Here is a 15,890-nt window from a genome sequence, read left to right as displayed (position 1 = left end):
CAAGTTTCATAATAAATACTTTGAGGGGATCAATATGAATATTATTGCGAATAGTATCTTTGTAGATAATCAAGAAGAAGCTTTACAATTTTATACAGACATTTTAGGTTTTGAAAAGAAAGTAGATGAACCTGTAGGCGAAGGATTTAGATGGCTTACTTTAGTATCTCCGAATCAACCAGATGGTGCTCAATTGGTCTTAGAACCAAATGGCAACCCTATTGCAGGTGACTATCAACAACGTCTATTCGAAGCTAACATACCTATTACGATGTTCGGCGTAAAAAATGTACAACAAACCTATGATGCATTGACGCAAAAAGGCGTTCACTTTACCGTTGAACCGACTACAATGGGTAGTGCTAAAATGGCTATTTTCAACGATACTTGCGGTAATCTAATTCAAATAGTAGAACAATAAAGAATTAGACCTCATAAGATGAAATTAACGTTCATCTTATGAGGTCTATTTTAATGAAATACGCCATTCTTACTTTCTATCTATGATTTATAGTTGAAATCAGGTATATTATGCCAGCGTTCTTTAAAATAATGTGCAATAGCTTTAGGTTTACGATCACGAGTGAAGATACCTTTCTTATTACCTTGAACTCGGATAATGCCATTTGACGTTTCAAAATCTGCGAAATTCCATGTTTGTTCGCCAATAAATTGTGGGTATTTATCGACTATTTCATGATTCGCTTTATAATAATTCAATTGATATTCTTCCGTAAACATTTGGTCATCAATCGCATGCATTCCAGCTACGGTATCTGCACCATACTCTGTAAACATGATAGGTTTATTCGGTTGTCGTTCAGACCATTGTGCTAATTCTTTATCTAATGCTTTTTTCGCACCTTCTAAATCTGCAGATTGAGTGTACCAACCGTAATAACGATTTAAGCATAGCACATCAACTAAGTCTTGAACTTCACATACATCCGGTTGAGAAGTAAGAATTGTGACAATAGTAACTGGTCGTTTCTGTGGATCCTTACTTCTAGCTAATTCTACTAATGGTTTAAAATAAGCTTTCGCGCCTTTTTCATTAGAAGCGGGTTCATTAGCAATTGACCACATAACGACACATGCATAGTTCTTATCTCTTTCAATCAAACCTTCTATGACTTCTGTATGGGCTTGATGCGTATCAATCTCTTTCCAAGTATCGTGCTCTAACTGACCACCTAAAGCGACCATAAAGTTAAGATGTACACCTACTGCTGTCGTTTCATCAATCACAACGATACCTTGTTCATCTGCGAGTCGCATCATTTCTTCTGAGTATGGATAATGCGATGTTCTGAAAGAATTGGCGCCAATCCATTTCATCAAATTGATATCCATCACATTGGCTGCTTCATTTAAACCGCGACCATTATAAAATGTATCTTCATGTTTACCGAAACCTTTGAAATAAAATGGCTTATTATTAATAAGGAATTGACCATTTTTTACTTCTACAGAGCGAATACCAAATCGTTCTGTGTACACATCAATAATCTCACCATCATTTAATAATTCAACTTTCATATGATAAAGATACGCATTAAGCGGTTGCCATAAATGAGGATTATCAATAGACATTGCACCTTCAGATTCATCATGCTTCGTAACCACTTGTCCTTCTTCATCTATAATCGTTACTCTAACTTGATTAATATTAGAACTACCTTCGTGTACAGCTACTTTATAATTGACGACACTTTCTCCACTCGTTTTAACCTCCGGATTAATAACGATATCTTCAACATAACTATGTGGAGTTGTATATATTTTTACGGGACGATGAATGCCTGCGTAATTAAAGAAGTCGAAGTTAGGTTCATTGACTGGTGTAACGGTACCGTCTTCAGCAACGTGTTCACTATAATTACCTACTGGTAATGTGCTATGTGTCAGTACGTTGTTAACCTTTACAGTTAATCGATGACTTCCAATAGTAGCAATTTCAGTGATATTAACTTCAAATGGTAGGAAACCACCTGAATGTGTCACGATTTCCTTACCATCCAAGTAAACTGTAGCATGATGGGTGACTGAACCGAATCTTAATACAATTCTTTCACCATCAAGATGCTTTGGAATCATAATTTCTCTTTCATAGTAGACGTCACCAACATGTTGTCGAATACTTTGAATGACACCTTGATCATTATAAGAACCAGGTACAGCCATAACATCATCTGTATCTAACGCTTTACTTACGTCTACGTCTTCTTTATACCCTACTAATTTAAATTTCCATATACCAGACAAATCAAATAGTTGTCTTGTTTCTGTATTAATTGGATATAGCAACTTTACCCCTCCTATATTTACACACCTGAATATGCGTTGAATCCACCATCAACTGGTAATACTACGCCATTAACAAAGCTTGAAGCCTCTTTGCTAACTAGGAATAGTAGTGCACCTACTAATTCTTCCGGCTTTCCAAAACGTTCCATTGGTGTAGCATTAATAATTTTTTTAGAGCGATCTGTATAACTGCCATCTTCATTCAACAGCAATGCTTCGTTTTGCTTAGTTAGTAAAAAGCCAGGCGCTATCGCATTCACTCGAATATTTGTTTTAGAGAAGTACACACTTAACCACTGTGTGAAATTACTAATTGCTGCTTTTGCACCACTATAGGCTGGAATTTTTGTAAGTGGTGTAAATGCATTCATTGATGAAATGTTAATAATCGTTGCGTCTTCTTTATCTAACATGTCAGTTGCGAAGACTTGTGATGGAATAAATGTACCTAGGAAATTAAGATCCATTACGAATCCAACGCTTTCTTCATCTAGGTTGAAGAATGTTTGTTTATCTTGATCTAAATTACCCTCAAAGTGTTCGTCATCTGTAGTGCCTTTAGGTGCATTACCCCCTGCACCATTAATCAAAATATCGACACTACCGAACGTATCATTAACTTCCTGTTTAATTCGTTTCATGTCTTCTTTATTCGTCACATCACCTAGAAATACGCGAGATTCGCCACCTAATTCTTTAATTGCTTCAACTAAGCCACTCGCGTCTTCTCTAAGACCAACCATCGCAACTTTAGCGCCACTTTGTGCTAAGGCAGTAGACATTGCACTACCAATGACACCCGTTCCACCTGTAATGACTACGACTTTATCTTTTAAATCAATATCGAATGGTAATTTCATAAGTTCATTTCTCCTTTATTTATTTGTTGTTTTTACTAACCGCTTCGTATAAACCATTTAAATATGTTGCTCCTAATGCACGATCATACAACCCATATCCTGGTTTACCTGTCTCGCCCCAAATCATACGTCCATGGTCTGGTCTAATCGGTCCATGATAGTCGAAGCTGTGCAATGCTTTAACGACTTCGTACATGTCGATTGAGCCCTTTTCAGAAAGGTGTGCTGATTCTTGGAAAGATTTATCACCTATCAACTTAACATTACGGGCATGTACAAAGTTGACGCGATCTTTCTCACCGAAGTAACGTAACATGTCGACAAAGTCATTTCGTCGGTCGGCACCGAGTGAACCAGAGCACATTGTTAAACCATTGTATTTAGAGTCGTATAAGTTAATAAAGCGCTCTAAATTTTCTTTATTAGTGATAATACGTGGTAAGCCAAAGATATTCCATGGTGGATCATCCGGATGTATAGCCATCAAAACATCTTCCTCTTCAGCAACCGGTATTACTTTTTGTATGAAGTAGTTTAAGTTTTCCCACAATGTTTCTTCATCTACTTCTTTGTAATCTTCAAATAATTGATTTAAATCTTCTTTCGTATAACTTGAATCCCAACCTGGTAATGATAATTCACCACTTAATGGATTCATTTTTTCGACGTCATTTTCATCATAGATTAAACAAGTAGAGCCATCATCTAAGCGGTAGTCTAATTGTGAACGCGTCCAATCAAATACTGGCATGAAGTTGTAACACACAATTTTAATACCTGCTTGTCCTAAATTACGAAGTGTTTCACAATAATTTTCTATATATTTATCTCGTGTTGGTTTACCTAATTTAATATCTTCATGTACAGGTACACTCTCAATGACTGATAATTCCATACCTGCATCTTCAATTTCTTGTTTTAAATCTTTAATTTTATCTAATGGCCAAACGTCACCAACCGGCACATCATAAATTGCACTTACAATACCTTTCATTCCAGGTATTTGCTTAATATATTCCAAACTGATTGGATCATCTTTGCCGTACCATCTAAATGTCATTTTCATTGTCTTGTCCCCCTATATTAATTTGAAGTAGTTATAAGCGTTGTTATAGCAAATATTTTCAATCATGCGTTTTAATAATTGGTCATCATTAGGAATCTCACCTTTTTCAACTAAGTCCCCAATGAATGAAGATAATATACGTCTAAAGTAATCATGTCTTGAATATGATATGAAACTTCTTGAATCTGTTAACATACCAACGAAATGCATTAGTAATCCTTGATCAGCTAATGATGACATTTGTCTTAACATACCTCTCTTAGTATCATTGAACCACCAACCGGCACCATGTTGCACTTTACTTTTAATGCCTGGTTCAGTTTGGAAATTGGCAATCGTTGACCCCACGATGTCATTATAAATTGGATTTAAATTATACAGAATCGTCTTAGGTAAGTGACCTTCTTGTTCCATCATGTCTAGTGTTGCGTTTAAATGATAAGCGAGATTCTCTTGGTCTCTAATTGAATCGAAACCAGCATCTTCGCCGACTTTTTCAAACATTTTAGAATTGTTATTTCGAATTGCGCCAAAGTGGATTTGCATAACCCAACCATGTTGATGATAAGCCTTACTTAATTCATTTAACATGTAGCTTTGGAACTGGAATTGTTCATATGATGAAATGCCTGAATGATTTAGGACTTTAGTGAAAATGGCTTGAATGTCTTTGTCAGTATAATCTTCAAAGTGAATTTCTTCTAAACCATGATCAGCTAATCGACCACCTTTATCATGGAAATATTGAATACGTTTATATAATGCCTCCACGAAGTCTGAAGGTGATGTAATTTTATGCGTAAGCTTTTCTAATTTTTCTAGTAAATCTGAAAAGGCTTGGTCTCCAATTTTGAATACATCATCTGGTCTAAATGCAGGAAGTACCGTTGTATGAAAACCATCCTGTGCTTTGATTTCATCATGATAGTTTAGATCATCAGTTGGATTATCTGTAGTACAAATTAAGTTGACATTTGAATCAGTAATCAATGATTGCGTTGTTACTTTATGTTGTTTTAAATAATCATTAGCACGATGATAAATTTCTTCAGCGTTATCACTTGTAAGTAAATCTTCAATGTTAAAGTACATTTTCAACTCAAGTTGTGACCAGTGATATAAAGGATTACCCACTGAGTTTTCTAATGTTTCAGCCCATTTTTTAAATTTATCAAGTGGTGCAGCATTTCCAGTAATGTAGCGTTCTTCAATACCTTGTGCACGCATCGCACGCCATTTGTAATGGTCCCCACTTAGCCATAACTCTGTAATATCTTCACATTTTACATTTTCGCTAATTTGCTTAGGATCTAAGTGACAATGGTAGTCATAAATTGGCATATCTTTGGCGAAATCATGATATAGATGTTTACCTGTTTCATTATTCAACATAAAATTCTCATTTATAAAAGCCATACATTAATCGCTCCTTTAAATTTCTTCTCTCAATGCAAGTTCTTTAACAATTTGTTTATGTCGTTTATCTGTAAGTGGGTACCATATGAAGAAGATAATAAATGCAATGGTACACGCCACGGCTGGTACTGCAAAGAATAGGACTTTAAGACCAAAGATTGTGCCAGCTGATTGATCCACATTAGGTTGATAACCGATAAAAGTTAAGGCTAATCCAGGTACGAATCCTGCAAGTGCTTGTGATACTTTTCTAGTAAAGCTATAACTTGAATATGTGATTCCTTCTGAACGTAATCTAAATTTCCATTGTCCATATTCCACAACATCTGCAATGAATGCCCATACAACCGTGTTAGGAATGACTAAGAAGAATTGTGCTATCGTATTCATGACTAAGAACATTACATAGTTTTCTCCGAAGAATAAGAAGTTTAAGACTTCGAAGATAACAAATCCGCCAATACCAATGAGGGCTGTATATTTTTTGCCTAGCTTTTTACTAATAAATGTCGTTGCAAATAACGCTGGTAATAAGACGATAAAGTTCAGTGTACTAACTAATCCAACAAGATTCGGTTTATCTAACACATATTTGAAATAATAAAGTTGTGTTGACTGCACTAAGAACATAGACATAATTGTTAATAAAGTGAAGATAGCTAAGACTGCAAAGGCTTCATTTTTCACTAAATTAAAGAATGCTTTTTTATTCACACCTTTTTCTTTTGGACGTTCTATAACGTGACGTTCTTTAACACCTTTGTAGCAAATCAAATGGAATATCACACCGAAGATTGCTAACAAACCAACAACTACCGGATAACCGATTGCATGATTATCAAATTTTGATACTAATGGTACAACGGCAATACCCGCAATAAACAAAGCACTTTGTGAGCCTAAGTTTCTAAATACAGATAATTGTGTTCTATCATCAGCATTCATAGTCATTGCAGCTGATAATGAACCATACGGAATATTAACGACAGAATATGCTGCGTTAAACATTAAATATGTTGCGAAAGCCCAAATGACTTTACCAGTATCACTAAAATTAGGCGCGGTAAATGATAATACCGTTAATATTGCTAGTGGAACCGTGCCATATAAAATAAATGGTCTAAATTTACCTTTAGGACCAATATTCGTTCTTGAATCCACGATAGTACCTACACCTGTATCAACAAACGCATCAAAGATTTTAGCGACTAAAAATACAAGACCACCGTAGAAGGCTGAGATGCCTAAAATGTCTGTGAAGAACATCATTAAGTAAATTTGTCCCATATCAAACATCATGCCGTTACCTAAATCCCCAAAACCATAAGATAACTTTTCTTTAAACCCTAACGTTGATTTTTGAATATTATTGAGACTTTGTACTTTTTGTTTCTCTCTTGTTTCAACTGTATCTCCCATAATACTGCCTTCTTTCTATCTATTGATGTCTTTATTACTTTCAATAGACGTATTTATTTTTTCAATATTGGCATAACTATAATCACCAATGACGTTGTGCTTATAAATCATGTTATTGATCCCAAATTGAACAGTATCTTCTAAATGCCATTGCTTCATAATTCCATAAATGATACCGACACTAAATGCATCTCCCGTACCCAATCTATCAAGAATATCGACATCGACTTTTTCTGTTTGTGCGAGTTGATTTGGTGTAGATAGAAATCCTTGTAAGCGGTTTCTTTTATGGTTAAAAATTTTTCTCTGTGTAAATGCAATATAACTAATGTCGTATGTTTGATGTATTTTTGCTAAAAATGGTTTAATTTCTTCAATATCTGCGACTCGATCTAAGCCATCTTTCTCATCATTACCTGAACCATCTGGTAGTGATAACGGTTCATAGCCAAAGATTAGATCCACATCATATAACAGTTCAGACATTTTTCTTCTAGCAGTTTGAAAATCCCATAACGCATCTCTAAAGTTCAAATCACAACTTACAAATAAGTCTAATTCTTTAGCTTTTTTGACTGCTTTTTTCAAAAATGTGAACAGTTCATCATTCAATGCTGCGGTAATACCTGTGATATGGAACCACTCATGATGTTTTAATAATTGTTCTATCTGATAATCTTCGTTATTAAATTGACTAAATACACTCTTGTTTCTATCGTAAATAAGACGATTCGATCTTTGTGCATAACCACTTTCAGTAAAATAAAGACCTAATCTACCACTAGCCTTTTTAATATGATCAGCATTCACGTTATAGCGTCTTAGATTTTGTACGATACTTTCGCCTAGGTCATTATTAGGTAATGCAGTTATCATTGTGGTGTTAATACCTAATCCTGATAAACCTATAGCAACATTCATCTCTGCACCGCCATAATGCACATCAAAAGCTTGTGATTGTTCAAAGGTTTGATGATGAGGTGTGCTTAAGCGCATTAATATCTCGCCAAAAGTAATGAATGACATACAATCACCCGCTTACTGTTTCATATTTTCTAACAAATTTTTCTGTATTTTCCTTAATTATTGAGTCATTACCATTTTTTGCATTTTTCATTAATGCACTACCAATTCCTACCGCATAAGCACCTTTGTTATACCAATCTTCTAAATTGTCTAAAGACACGCCACCTGAAGGCATTAATTCTATATGTGGTATTGGTCCATGTACATTTTTAATGAAATTAGCTCCAAGTAAGTCTCCTGGGAATAATTTCACTAAATCAACACCTGATTCCATAGCCTGTACGATTTCTGTCACCGATCCACATCCAGGTAAGTAAGGTATCGCATATCGATTGCACATTTTAGCAATTTCGACATCAAGATGAGGACTTACTATATATTCTGCACCATTTAAAATAGCGATTCGTGCTGTTGCACTATCTAAAACCGTACCAGCACCGACGATAATGTGATCATCACTTGTCTCACTTAAATGTCGAATGACTTCTTCTGCTTGAGGTGTTGTAAAGGTAATTTCGATGTTATATATACCGCCTGCTATCATTTGTTCAACTGCAGCGATTGCATCATCTTTGCTTTTACCTCTTACAACTGCTACTAGATAATTTTCATGCAATTGATTTAAGATTTTTATTTTTTTCATTTTGCAAAGCTCCTTATTTCTAATTTCTTTGCCAACCCAACTTCATTATATTTGCAATTGAAAAATCGTCAATTTAGCGGAGGTAGAAATCGCTTTCACACAAAAATAAACCCTTTTTTTCAAACTCTTAAAAAGCTTGATATAAAAGGGTTTAAAGCATATTTTTATTTTATTTATAGACAGTTATTCCAACTGCTTTTTATTAAAATAAGTAGCAAAAAAACGGTGTAAATTTCTAATGTTTTTTATAAATTTTTAATTATTTTAGTAAAATATTGACCTTAAATTTAAAAAAGTAGCAAATTTTCTAAATTTTCTATTACTTGAACTAGTGATTAATTCAAATGAGTGATAATTTTAAATTGCAAGCAAAGTTGGAAATTTTTATCTATCTCTTTACTTCATGGAACTATATTGTTTTCGATACGCTAATGGCGATAACTGATATTTAGTTTTAAAACATTTAGTAAAGTAACTTTGCTGTTTAAAACCTATGTAATTTGAAATTTCATCAATTTTCATAGGCGTTTGAATTAATAAATCTCGACCTTTTTCAACACGCAAATCCATAATGTATTGTGATATAGATTGTCCAGTTTCTTGATTAAATAATCTAGAAAGATATGATGGCGCCAACCCAACTAATTCAGCCAACTCATTAAGGCAAAGCGGACGATCTAAATTAATTTTAATGTGTTGAATAACCGTATTAATGTTGGAACTATACTTAAGAGATTTAACTTTTAAAGCGGCCTGAGCATAATCATAAATGAGATTTTCCATCACATGATCTAACGCTTCGACAGTATTAGCATCGTCTATTTCTGCAGCGTATTTACCTGAAATATCATTGATTGTTAGCAAATTGACGTTAGCTTTTTCAATCGCTTTACGACACAAGGTGTTAACTAGAAAGCCTCTGTACTTATGGTTTAACAAGTCGTCAGTAACACGTCTTATACCAGATACTGAAACTTTCACTAATTTAAATATATTAAGTGCTTCATCAGAATTACCATTCTGAATAGCCGTTAGCATACGGTTTTCAATATCGTATCGCTCTTTAATCTTATTAAACGTAAATTCATATTGCGCCTTATCTTTGGCATGTGATTCTGGGTTACGGTGAAAGCTAAAATCAATGTCTTCAACGTTATAATGTATATTTTTATTTTTCAAATACCTAACAGCCAAATGGGTCATGTTCAATGCTTGGCTATACTGACAAACTGGTATTTGCAGAAGATATTGTTTTAGGATGGTAAGTTTAGAATGTTTAATTTGTACTTCTTGGAGCATTTCAAGACATTTATTTTCACTCGGTCTGTGTAGCAAAAACGGACCTAATATAATAACTTGATGCGATTTTCTATACTTAAACATCAAAAAATGTGCATCGAATTGATTCACGTAATGATAAATCATATTACTTTTCATATTTTCTAAAAGTTTTTTTAATTCAGCTTTATAGCGTTTGCTCTTTGTATTTGTAAAAGGAGATTTCAAGTGATTACTTATGTGCTTAATGTCTTCCAAATCATATCGTTCTAAAGATACCATTAAAAGTTCAAAAGCATGCGTTTGTAAAATACCAAAAACTTCTCGATTTAACATATTAATCACCCTTATTTATGACTATTACAAGAAAGGATTGAAAACATTGAACTACTCACTAGAACATTTTCAACCACAACATAAACACCTTATCTGCGTGGACTCAGATGGCTGTGGCATGGATACGATGACAATTAAACATGAACGCGCATTTGGTCCGGCTTTACTCGATATTTGGAACCTAGACGATATTAGAGAAGACGTATTAAACCGTTGGAATCAATTTAATTTATATGAAATCACGCGAGGCATTAATCGATTTCAAGGTCTTGAAAAAATATTAACCGAATTACATCAACAAGGACGTACAGTTGATGGCTACCATGATATTAAAGAATGGGTAGATACGACTGCAACATTCTCAAATCCGCAACTACAACAAGATATTGAATCAAATCCTGATAAGAAAGGATTACGTCTAGCGTTAGACTGGTCTAACCGCGTTAACCAACTCATTCAAAGACTACCTAGCGTCGGCCCTTTTGAATATGTAGAGGACGCTTTAAGACTTGCCAATAAAAACGCGGATATTGTTATTGTTTCATCTGCGAACCTAGCTGCAGTTGAGACTGAATGGACTGAACACCAACTCGCACCATTTATTACGAGCATCTTCGCTCAAGAAGCTGGGACTAAAAAGCATTGCATTAATCAACTCAAAGGGTTATATGATGCTAATCATGTACTCGTTCTCGGCGATGCCAAAGGTGATATGCAAGCTGCACGAGATAATCATGTATTGTTTTATCCAATATTAGCCGGAAACGAAGCGACGTCTTGGCTCGAATTTAAAGACAAATATTTAAATTTATTCATTAATAATCAGTTTGATAATACTATTCAAGAACATGTAATTCAACAATTTTATAATAATTTTGACTAGAAAAGGAGCACTATAATCATGAAATTAGTAGATTTGAAAGCTAAACCTTACTTTTTAAACGACGAACAAATTCAATGGGTTGAAGATACTTTGTCACATTTAACTGATGAAGAAAAAATTGGTCAACTATTCTTTAACTTATTCTCATTAGAAGAAGACGGGGACTTTAATAATGGAGACGATTCAAATAAAGATATTTTAGAAAAATATCATATCGGTGGTGCGCGCTATCAAGGGGGAAACAAACAGCAAGTTCAATCATTATTAAATGACTTACAACAAAACAGTAAAGTACCATTACTTGTTGCTGCCAACTGTGACTCTGGTGGTAATGGGGCTTGTAAAGATGGTACGTATATCGCTTCTGCAGCACAATGTGAAGCTGCTCAAGATAGCAAAGTCGCTTACAATGCAGGTTACGTATCTGGGCGTGAATCACAAGCACTCGGCGTGAATATTAACTTTGATCCATGCGTTGATATTCTGAAAAACTGGCGTAATACAATCGTTAATACACGTGCATACGGTACCAATGCTGAAACAGTGATTAAATATACAAATGCATTTATCAACGGCTTTAATGAAACACAGGATATGATTACGTGTATTAAACACTTCCCAGGTGACGGCACTGAAGAACGAGATCAACACCTTGTATTGGGTGTAAATGAAATGACAACAGATGAATGGGATAATAGTTTCCGAAAAGTTTATGAGAATCATATTAATAATGGGGTTGAAATGATTATGTCTGGTCATATTGCACTACCTCATTATTCTAAAAAATTAAATCCAAATTTAGCAGATAAAGATATTTTACCAGCGACGCTATCTAAAGAGCTGATTACCGATTTATTAAAAGATGAATTAGCATTTAACGGTTTAGTCGTTACAGATGCAAGTCATATGTTAGGTATGACAGCAGCTATGAAACGTGAAGATTATGTACCTCAAGCGATTGCTGCCGGTTGCGATATGTTCCTATTCTTCAACGACTTAGAAGAAGATTTCCACTTCATGTTAAAAGGCTACCAAGACGGCGTGATCACTGACGACCGTCTAAATGATGCAGTGAGACGTATCTTAGGGTTAAAAGCCAAAATACACTTACCTCAACGCCAAGCACAGGGTACACTACAAAGAAATGAAGAAGAACTTAGCGTCATCGGTTGTGATGAACACTTAACTATGCAACAAGAAGCTGCTGATTTAGGTATCACACTTGTTAAGAATACATTAGATCAACTACCAATTCGCCCAGAAACACATAAAAACATACGTCTATATATCATTGAAGGCGAGAAAAATGGCATTTATAAATCAGATGATAGTGTCGAAAAGAACTTAGTTTCTATTTTAGAAGAGCGTGGATTTAATGTGACGGTCAATGATGGTTCTACCCGTATTAAAGGTAAGACGTTAGAATACCGTGATAATGTAGATGCCGCACTCGTATTCGCTAATATTGTTGGATACGCCGCTGAAAATAACTATCGAATTCGATGGTCAACAGCAATGAGTAACGAAATCCCATGGTACGTTCATGAAGTACCTACCGTCTTCACATCACTTAATTTCACAACACACTTACATGATGCAACAATGGTAAAAGCATACATTAACGCTTATCATTCAAACAAAACAACATTAGAAACCGTTGTAGATAAAATTATGGGCGAGTCAGAATTTAAAGGTGAGCCAAATGATTTAGTTTGGACAGATAAATGGCAAGCTAAATTATAATCATATAATATTTAAATTAAACAAAAACGAACGCTAAGATACGCTCTTATTCAAAGGTGAGCGTACCTTAGCGTTATTTTCTATATTTAAGATAATGTATATCAACCAGCTTATTTTTATGACTTTATGTTGATAATTACAAAATGATTCTAATTATTATTACTAATATGAAGAGAAATATGTCTACATACACAATGAAAAGTTTCCCCTTATAAATATTTGGAATAATGTTAATTAAAAATCCCATCATGAAAAATAGTGGGACAAGATTTTTCATAATATCCGAGAAAGGAATAAAAATAACACTTATAATGCCCAATAAAAGAAATATAGTTGAAGTATAATTAAAAACTATACACCATTTAGGTTCTTCATTTATACTCTTTTTATTCATTCGTCTAAACTCCTTATCAATTTTTGATTAATAGATTGGTTCAAATACAGAATAACCTAAATCCAACATCAAATCGAACTGATAAGTATAAAATGCTTATTTATAATATTCTTCTCTTAATAGACTATACACGTAACTATCTGAGAACGCTCCACGTAGACGTTCACTATCTCTCAACACTCCCTCTTGCGTAAAACCAAGTCGCTCAGGTATGGCTCTGCTTTTCGGATTGCGCGTCGACATTTGAATTTCCACACGATTTACATCAAATTCTTCGTACACATAGCGAATCAACGCCTTTGTGCATGCTGTCATAATCCCTTTTTTCTGAAAATGTTCTGCCAAATAGTAACCGATAGATGTCCGTTTGTTAACAAGATCTAAATAATGCAAGCCGATGACACCTACAAGTTCCTTGTCATACCATATGCCGCAATGAAATCCATATTCGCATCAGTGCGGTTTTTAAATACAACTCCTCATTTCTTATTCGCGTGTAAACTGTTGCAATAGTGAATAGATAAAATTTACTATTTTCAACCTTCTTTATTTATTCAACAAAAGGTAGAAATTCTGATAGATACTTACGATTACTATCTATTAATTTAAATAGTTATTCTGCTTCACTTCTCGTTCTTCAAATATTTTTAATTTCAAAAGTTCATTAATTTGATATCCAAATATAATTAGAATCTCCTATATTTTTTAAAACATGAAAGAAATTATAACCAAAGCAACATATTACACAATTCAAAGGTATAAACTTATTACATGTTTGTAAAATTTTAAACTTATTCATTATTCTTTTAACTATATATGTTAAGCTTTTATACATCTACTTTATTAAATTTGGAAGGAGTTAAATACATGGAAAACAAATCTAAACAGTTTTCAAATGTGTTTATTTTTGCTTCAGTTACTGTAGGGTTACTGGTAATTATTGGAGCCATATTCCCTAATCAATTTGGTTCAATTTCAGGAGCAATCGGAAGTTTTATTACAGAAACATTCGGTTGGTACTATATGTTACTTATTAGTATTATTCTGATATTTTGTATCACTCTTATTTTTCATCCAATTGGAAAGCTTAAATTAGGAAAACCTGATGATAAACCAGAATTTAATACTATTTCATGGCTAACAATGCTATTTAGTGCAGGTATGGGTATTGGGCTTGTATTCTATGGATCTTCTGAGCCCATTTCACATTATCTATCTCCACCAACAGCGAGTAAAGAAACAGAAGCTGCTCTAGCTGAAGCTATGCGTTCAAGTTTCTTACATTATGGACTACATCCTTGGGCAGTTTACGGTATTGTTGCTTTGGCTCTTGCATATACACAGTTTAGAAAAAATGACTTAGGACTCATTTCTCGTACATTACGTCCTATTTTCGGGAATAAAGTAGAAGGTCTATTAGGTACTGTTATAGATGTTCTAGCTGTTTTTGCTACTATTATTGGGGTGGCAGTGTCACTTGGTGTTGGCGCCATGCAAATTAACGGTGGTTTAAATTATTTATTTGGAGTGCCAAACAATAAGCTTATTCAAGGCATTATTATTCTTATTGTTACAGTTTTATTCTTACTTAGTGCTTGGAGTGGCTTAAGCAAAGGTATTCAGTATTTAAGTAATTTAAATATGCTTTTAGCTGCGATGTTACTTATTATTATTCTAATTGTAGGTCCTACAATTTTAATTATGAATATGTTTACATCCTCAATTGGTGAATATTTGAATACACTTATTTTTAATAGCTTTGATGTTGCTCCACTTAATTCACAAAAACATGAATGGTTACAGTCATGGACGATTTATTATTGGGGCTGGTGGATGAGTTGGTCACCATTTGTAGGTATCTTCATTGCACGTATTTCAAAAGGTCGTTCAATTCGTGAATTCGTTATAGCAGTATTAGGTGTTCCTACAATTATTAGTATGCTATGGTTTACAGCCTTTGGTATTACTGGTATTGAAATTGGTAAGCAATCTAAACACACCTTTAGTATGCCACCTGAAACACAATTATTTGGTATTTTCAATGAGATGCCTATGGGTACAATTTTATCGTTTATCGCTATTATCTTAGTAGGCTCGTTCTTTATTACATCCGCAGACTCAGCTACATTTGTATTAGGTATGCAAACATCATTTGGACGTTTAAATCCATCCGGTTTTGTTAAGATTGTTTGGGGAGTCATGTTATCAGCGATTGCCTACGTACTTTTACTATCTGGTGGATCGACAGGTCTAGATGCTCTGCAATCAGCTGCTATTATTTCAGCATTACCATTTAGTTTTGTTGTTATTTTAATGATGATTTCATTTTTCAAAGATGCAAATCAAGAAAGAAAATTCTTAGGTTTAACCTTACAACCTGATCATCAACGTAAAAAGAACTATATTAAAAATAACACAAACCAACAATCTAAAATTAAATAGGACAAAACCTGAGACATTATTAAATGTCTCAGGTTTTATATATTGATGGTAGTCGATGATTAAATTGAAAATGCATT

At 34.0% G+C, this 15,890-nt stretch carries 12 protein-coding genes and 1 pseudogene; 4 read left to right on the top strand and 9 right to left on the bottom strand.

Going from position 1 to position 15,890, the window contains the following annotated elements; genetic code table 11:
• Positions 1 to 34 precede the first annotated feature (34 nt).
• The gene (locus F1592_RS07670; RefSeq protein WP_053016888.1) at positions 35 to 421 is read left to right on the top strand and encodes a VOC family protein; all 387 of its coding nucleotides are present in this window, start codon (positions 35 to 37) and stop codon (positions 419 to 421) included.
• A gap of 80 nt (positions 422 to 501) precedes the next feature.
• Here F1592_RS07670 and uidA read toward each other — a convergent pair whose 3' ends face one another.
• The 8 genes from uidA to F1592_RS07630 form a co-directional block, all read right to left on the bottom strand.
• A complete protein-coding gene (uidA, locus tag F1592_RS07665; protein ID WP_107609722.1) occupies positions 502 to 2,307 on the bottom strand; it encodes a beta-glucuronidase in 1,806 nt (601 codons plus the stop codon).
• A gap of 17 nt (positions 2,308 to 2,324) precedes the next feature.
• Positions 2,325 to 3,167 (bottom strand): SDR family oxidoreductase, encoded by an 843-nt coding sequence (locus F1592_RS07660; RefSeq protein ID WP_053016890.1) that lies wholly within the window; start codon positions 3,165 to 3,167, stop codon positions 2,325 to 2,327.
• Positions 3,168 to 3,186: 19 nt separating this feature from the next.
• The gene (uxuA, locus tag F1592_RS07655; RefSeq protein ID WP_053016891.1) at positions 3,187 to 4,233 is read right to left on the bottom strand and encodes a mannonate dehydratase; all 1,047 of its coding nucleotides are present in this window, start codon (positions 4,231 to 4,233) and stop codon (positions 3,187 to 3,189) included.
• Positions 4,234 to 4,245: 12 nt separating this feature from the next.
• On the bottom strand, positions 4,246 to 5,649 hold the full coding sequence (uxaC, locus tag F1592_RS07650) for a glucuronate isomerase (protein ID WP_149809622.1): 1,404 nt from the start codon (positions 5,647 to 5,649) through the stop codon (positions 4,246 to 4,248).
• Between the two features lie 15 nt (positions 5,650 to 5,664).
• On the bottom strand, positions 5,665 to 7,068 hold the full coding sequence (locus F1592_RS07645) for a glycoside-pentoside-hexuronide (GPH):cation symporter (RefSeq protein WP_107609721.1): 1,404 nt from the start codon (positions 7,066 to 7,068) through the stop codon (positions 5,665 to 5,667).
• A 15-nt stretch (positions 7,069 to 7,083) separates the two neighbouring features.
• Complete coding sequence (locus tag F1592_RS07640) at positions 7,084 to 8,094, bottom strand: sugar kinase (RefSeq protein WP_149809623.1); 1,011 nt, start codon at positions 8,092 to 8,094, stop codon at positions 7,084 to 7,086.
• A 4-nt stretch (positions 8,095 to 8,098) separates the two neighbouring features.
• Positions 8,099 to 8,737: a bifunctional 2-keto-4-hydroxyglutarate aldolase/2-keto-3-deoxy-6-phosphogluconate aldolase gene (locus F1592_RS07635; protein ID WP_053016895.1), complete on the bottom strand. Its 639-nt coding sequence runs from the start codon at positions 8,735 to 8,737 to the stop codon at positions 8,099 to 8,101.
• A gap of 396 nt (positions 8,738 to 9,133) precedes the next feature.
• On the bottom strand, positions 9,134 to 10,351 hold the full coding sequence (locus F1592_RS07630; RefSeq protein WP_149809624.1) for a helix-turn-helix domain-containing protein: 1,218 nt from the start codon (positions 10,349 to 10,351) through the stop codon (positions 9,134 to 9,136).
• Between the two features lie 46 nt (positions 10,352 to 10,397).
• Here F1592_RS07630 and F1592_RS07625 point away from each other — a divergent pair, with 46 nt between their 5' ends.
• Both F1592_RS07625 and F1592_RS07620 read left to right on the top strand, forming a co-directional pair.
• Positions 10,398 to 11,234 (top strand): HAD family hydrolase, encoded by an 837-nt coding sequence (locus tag F1592_RS07625; RefSeq protein WP_053016897.1) that lies wholly within the window; start codon positions 10,398 to 10,400, stop codon positions 11,232 to 11,234.
• An 18-nt stretch (positions 11,235 to 11,252) separates the two neighbouring features.
• On the top strand, positions 11,253 to 12,977 hold the full coding sequence (locus F1592_RS07620) for a glycoside hydrolase family 3 protein (protein WP_053016898.1): 1,725 nt from the start codon (positions 11,253 to 11,255) through the stop codon (positions 12,975 to 12,977).
• A gap of 490 nt (positions 12,978 to 13,467) precedes the next feature.
• Here the strand turns inward: F1592_RS07620 and F1592_RS07615 are convergent.
• Positions 13,468 to 14,055, bottom strand: a pseudogene (locus F1592_RS07615) (GNAT family N-acetyltransferase).
• Between the two features lie 183 nt (positions 14,056 to 14,238).
• On the opposite strand from F1592_RS07615, the gene F1592_RS07610 reads away from it, so the two are divergent.
• Positions 14,239 to 15,813, top strand: a complete 1,575-nt coding sequence (locus F1592_RS07610) for a BCCT family transporter (protein ID WP_053036592.1) — start codon at positions 14,239 to 14,241, stop codon at positions 15,811 to 15,813.
• Positions 15,814 to 15,890 lie beyond the last annotated feature (77 nt).

The sequence above is a fragment of the Staphylococcus sp. GDX7P312P genome (genome assembly GCF_008385775.1).
Lineage (GTDB): Bacteria > Bacillota > Bacilli > Staphylococcales > Staphylococcaceae > Staphylococcus > Staphylococcus haemolyticus.
The sequence above is the reverse complement of the archived record's forward strand: the minus strand, read 5'-3'. Positions and strand labels throughout refer to the sequence as shown.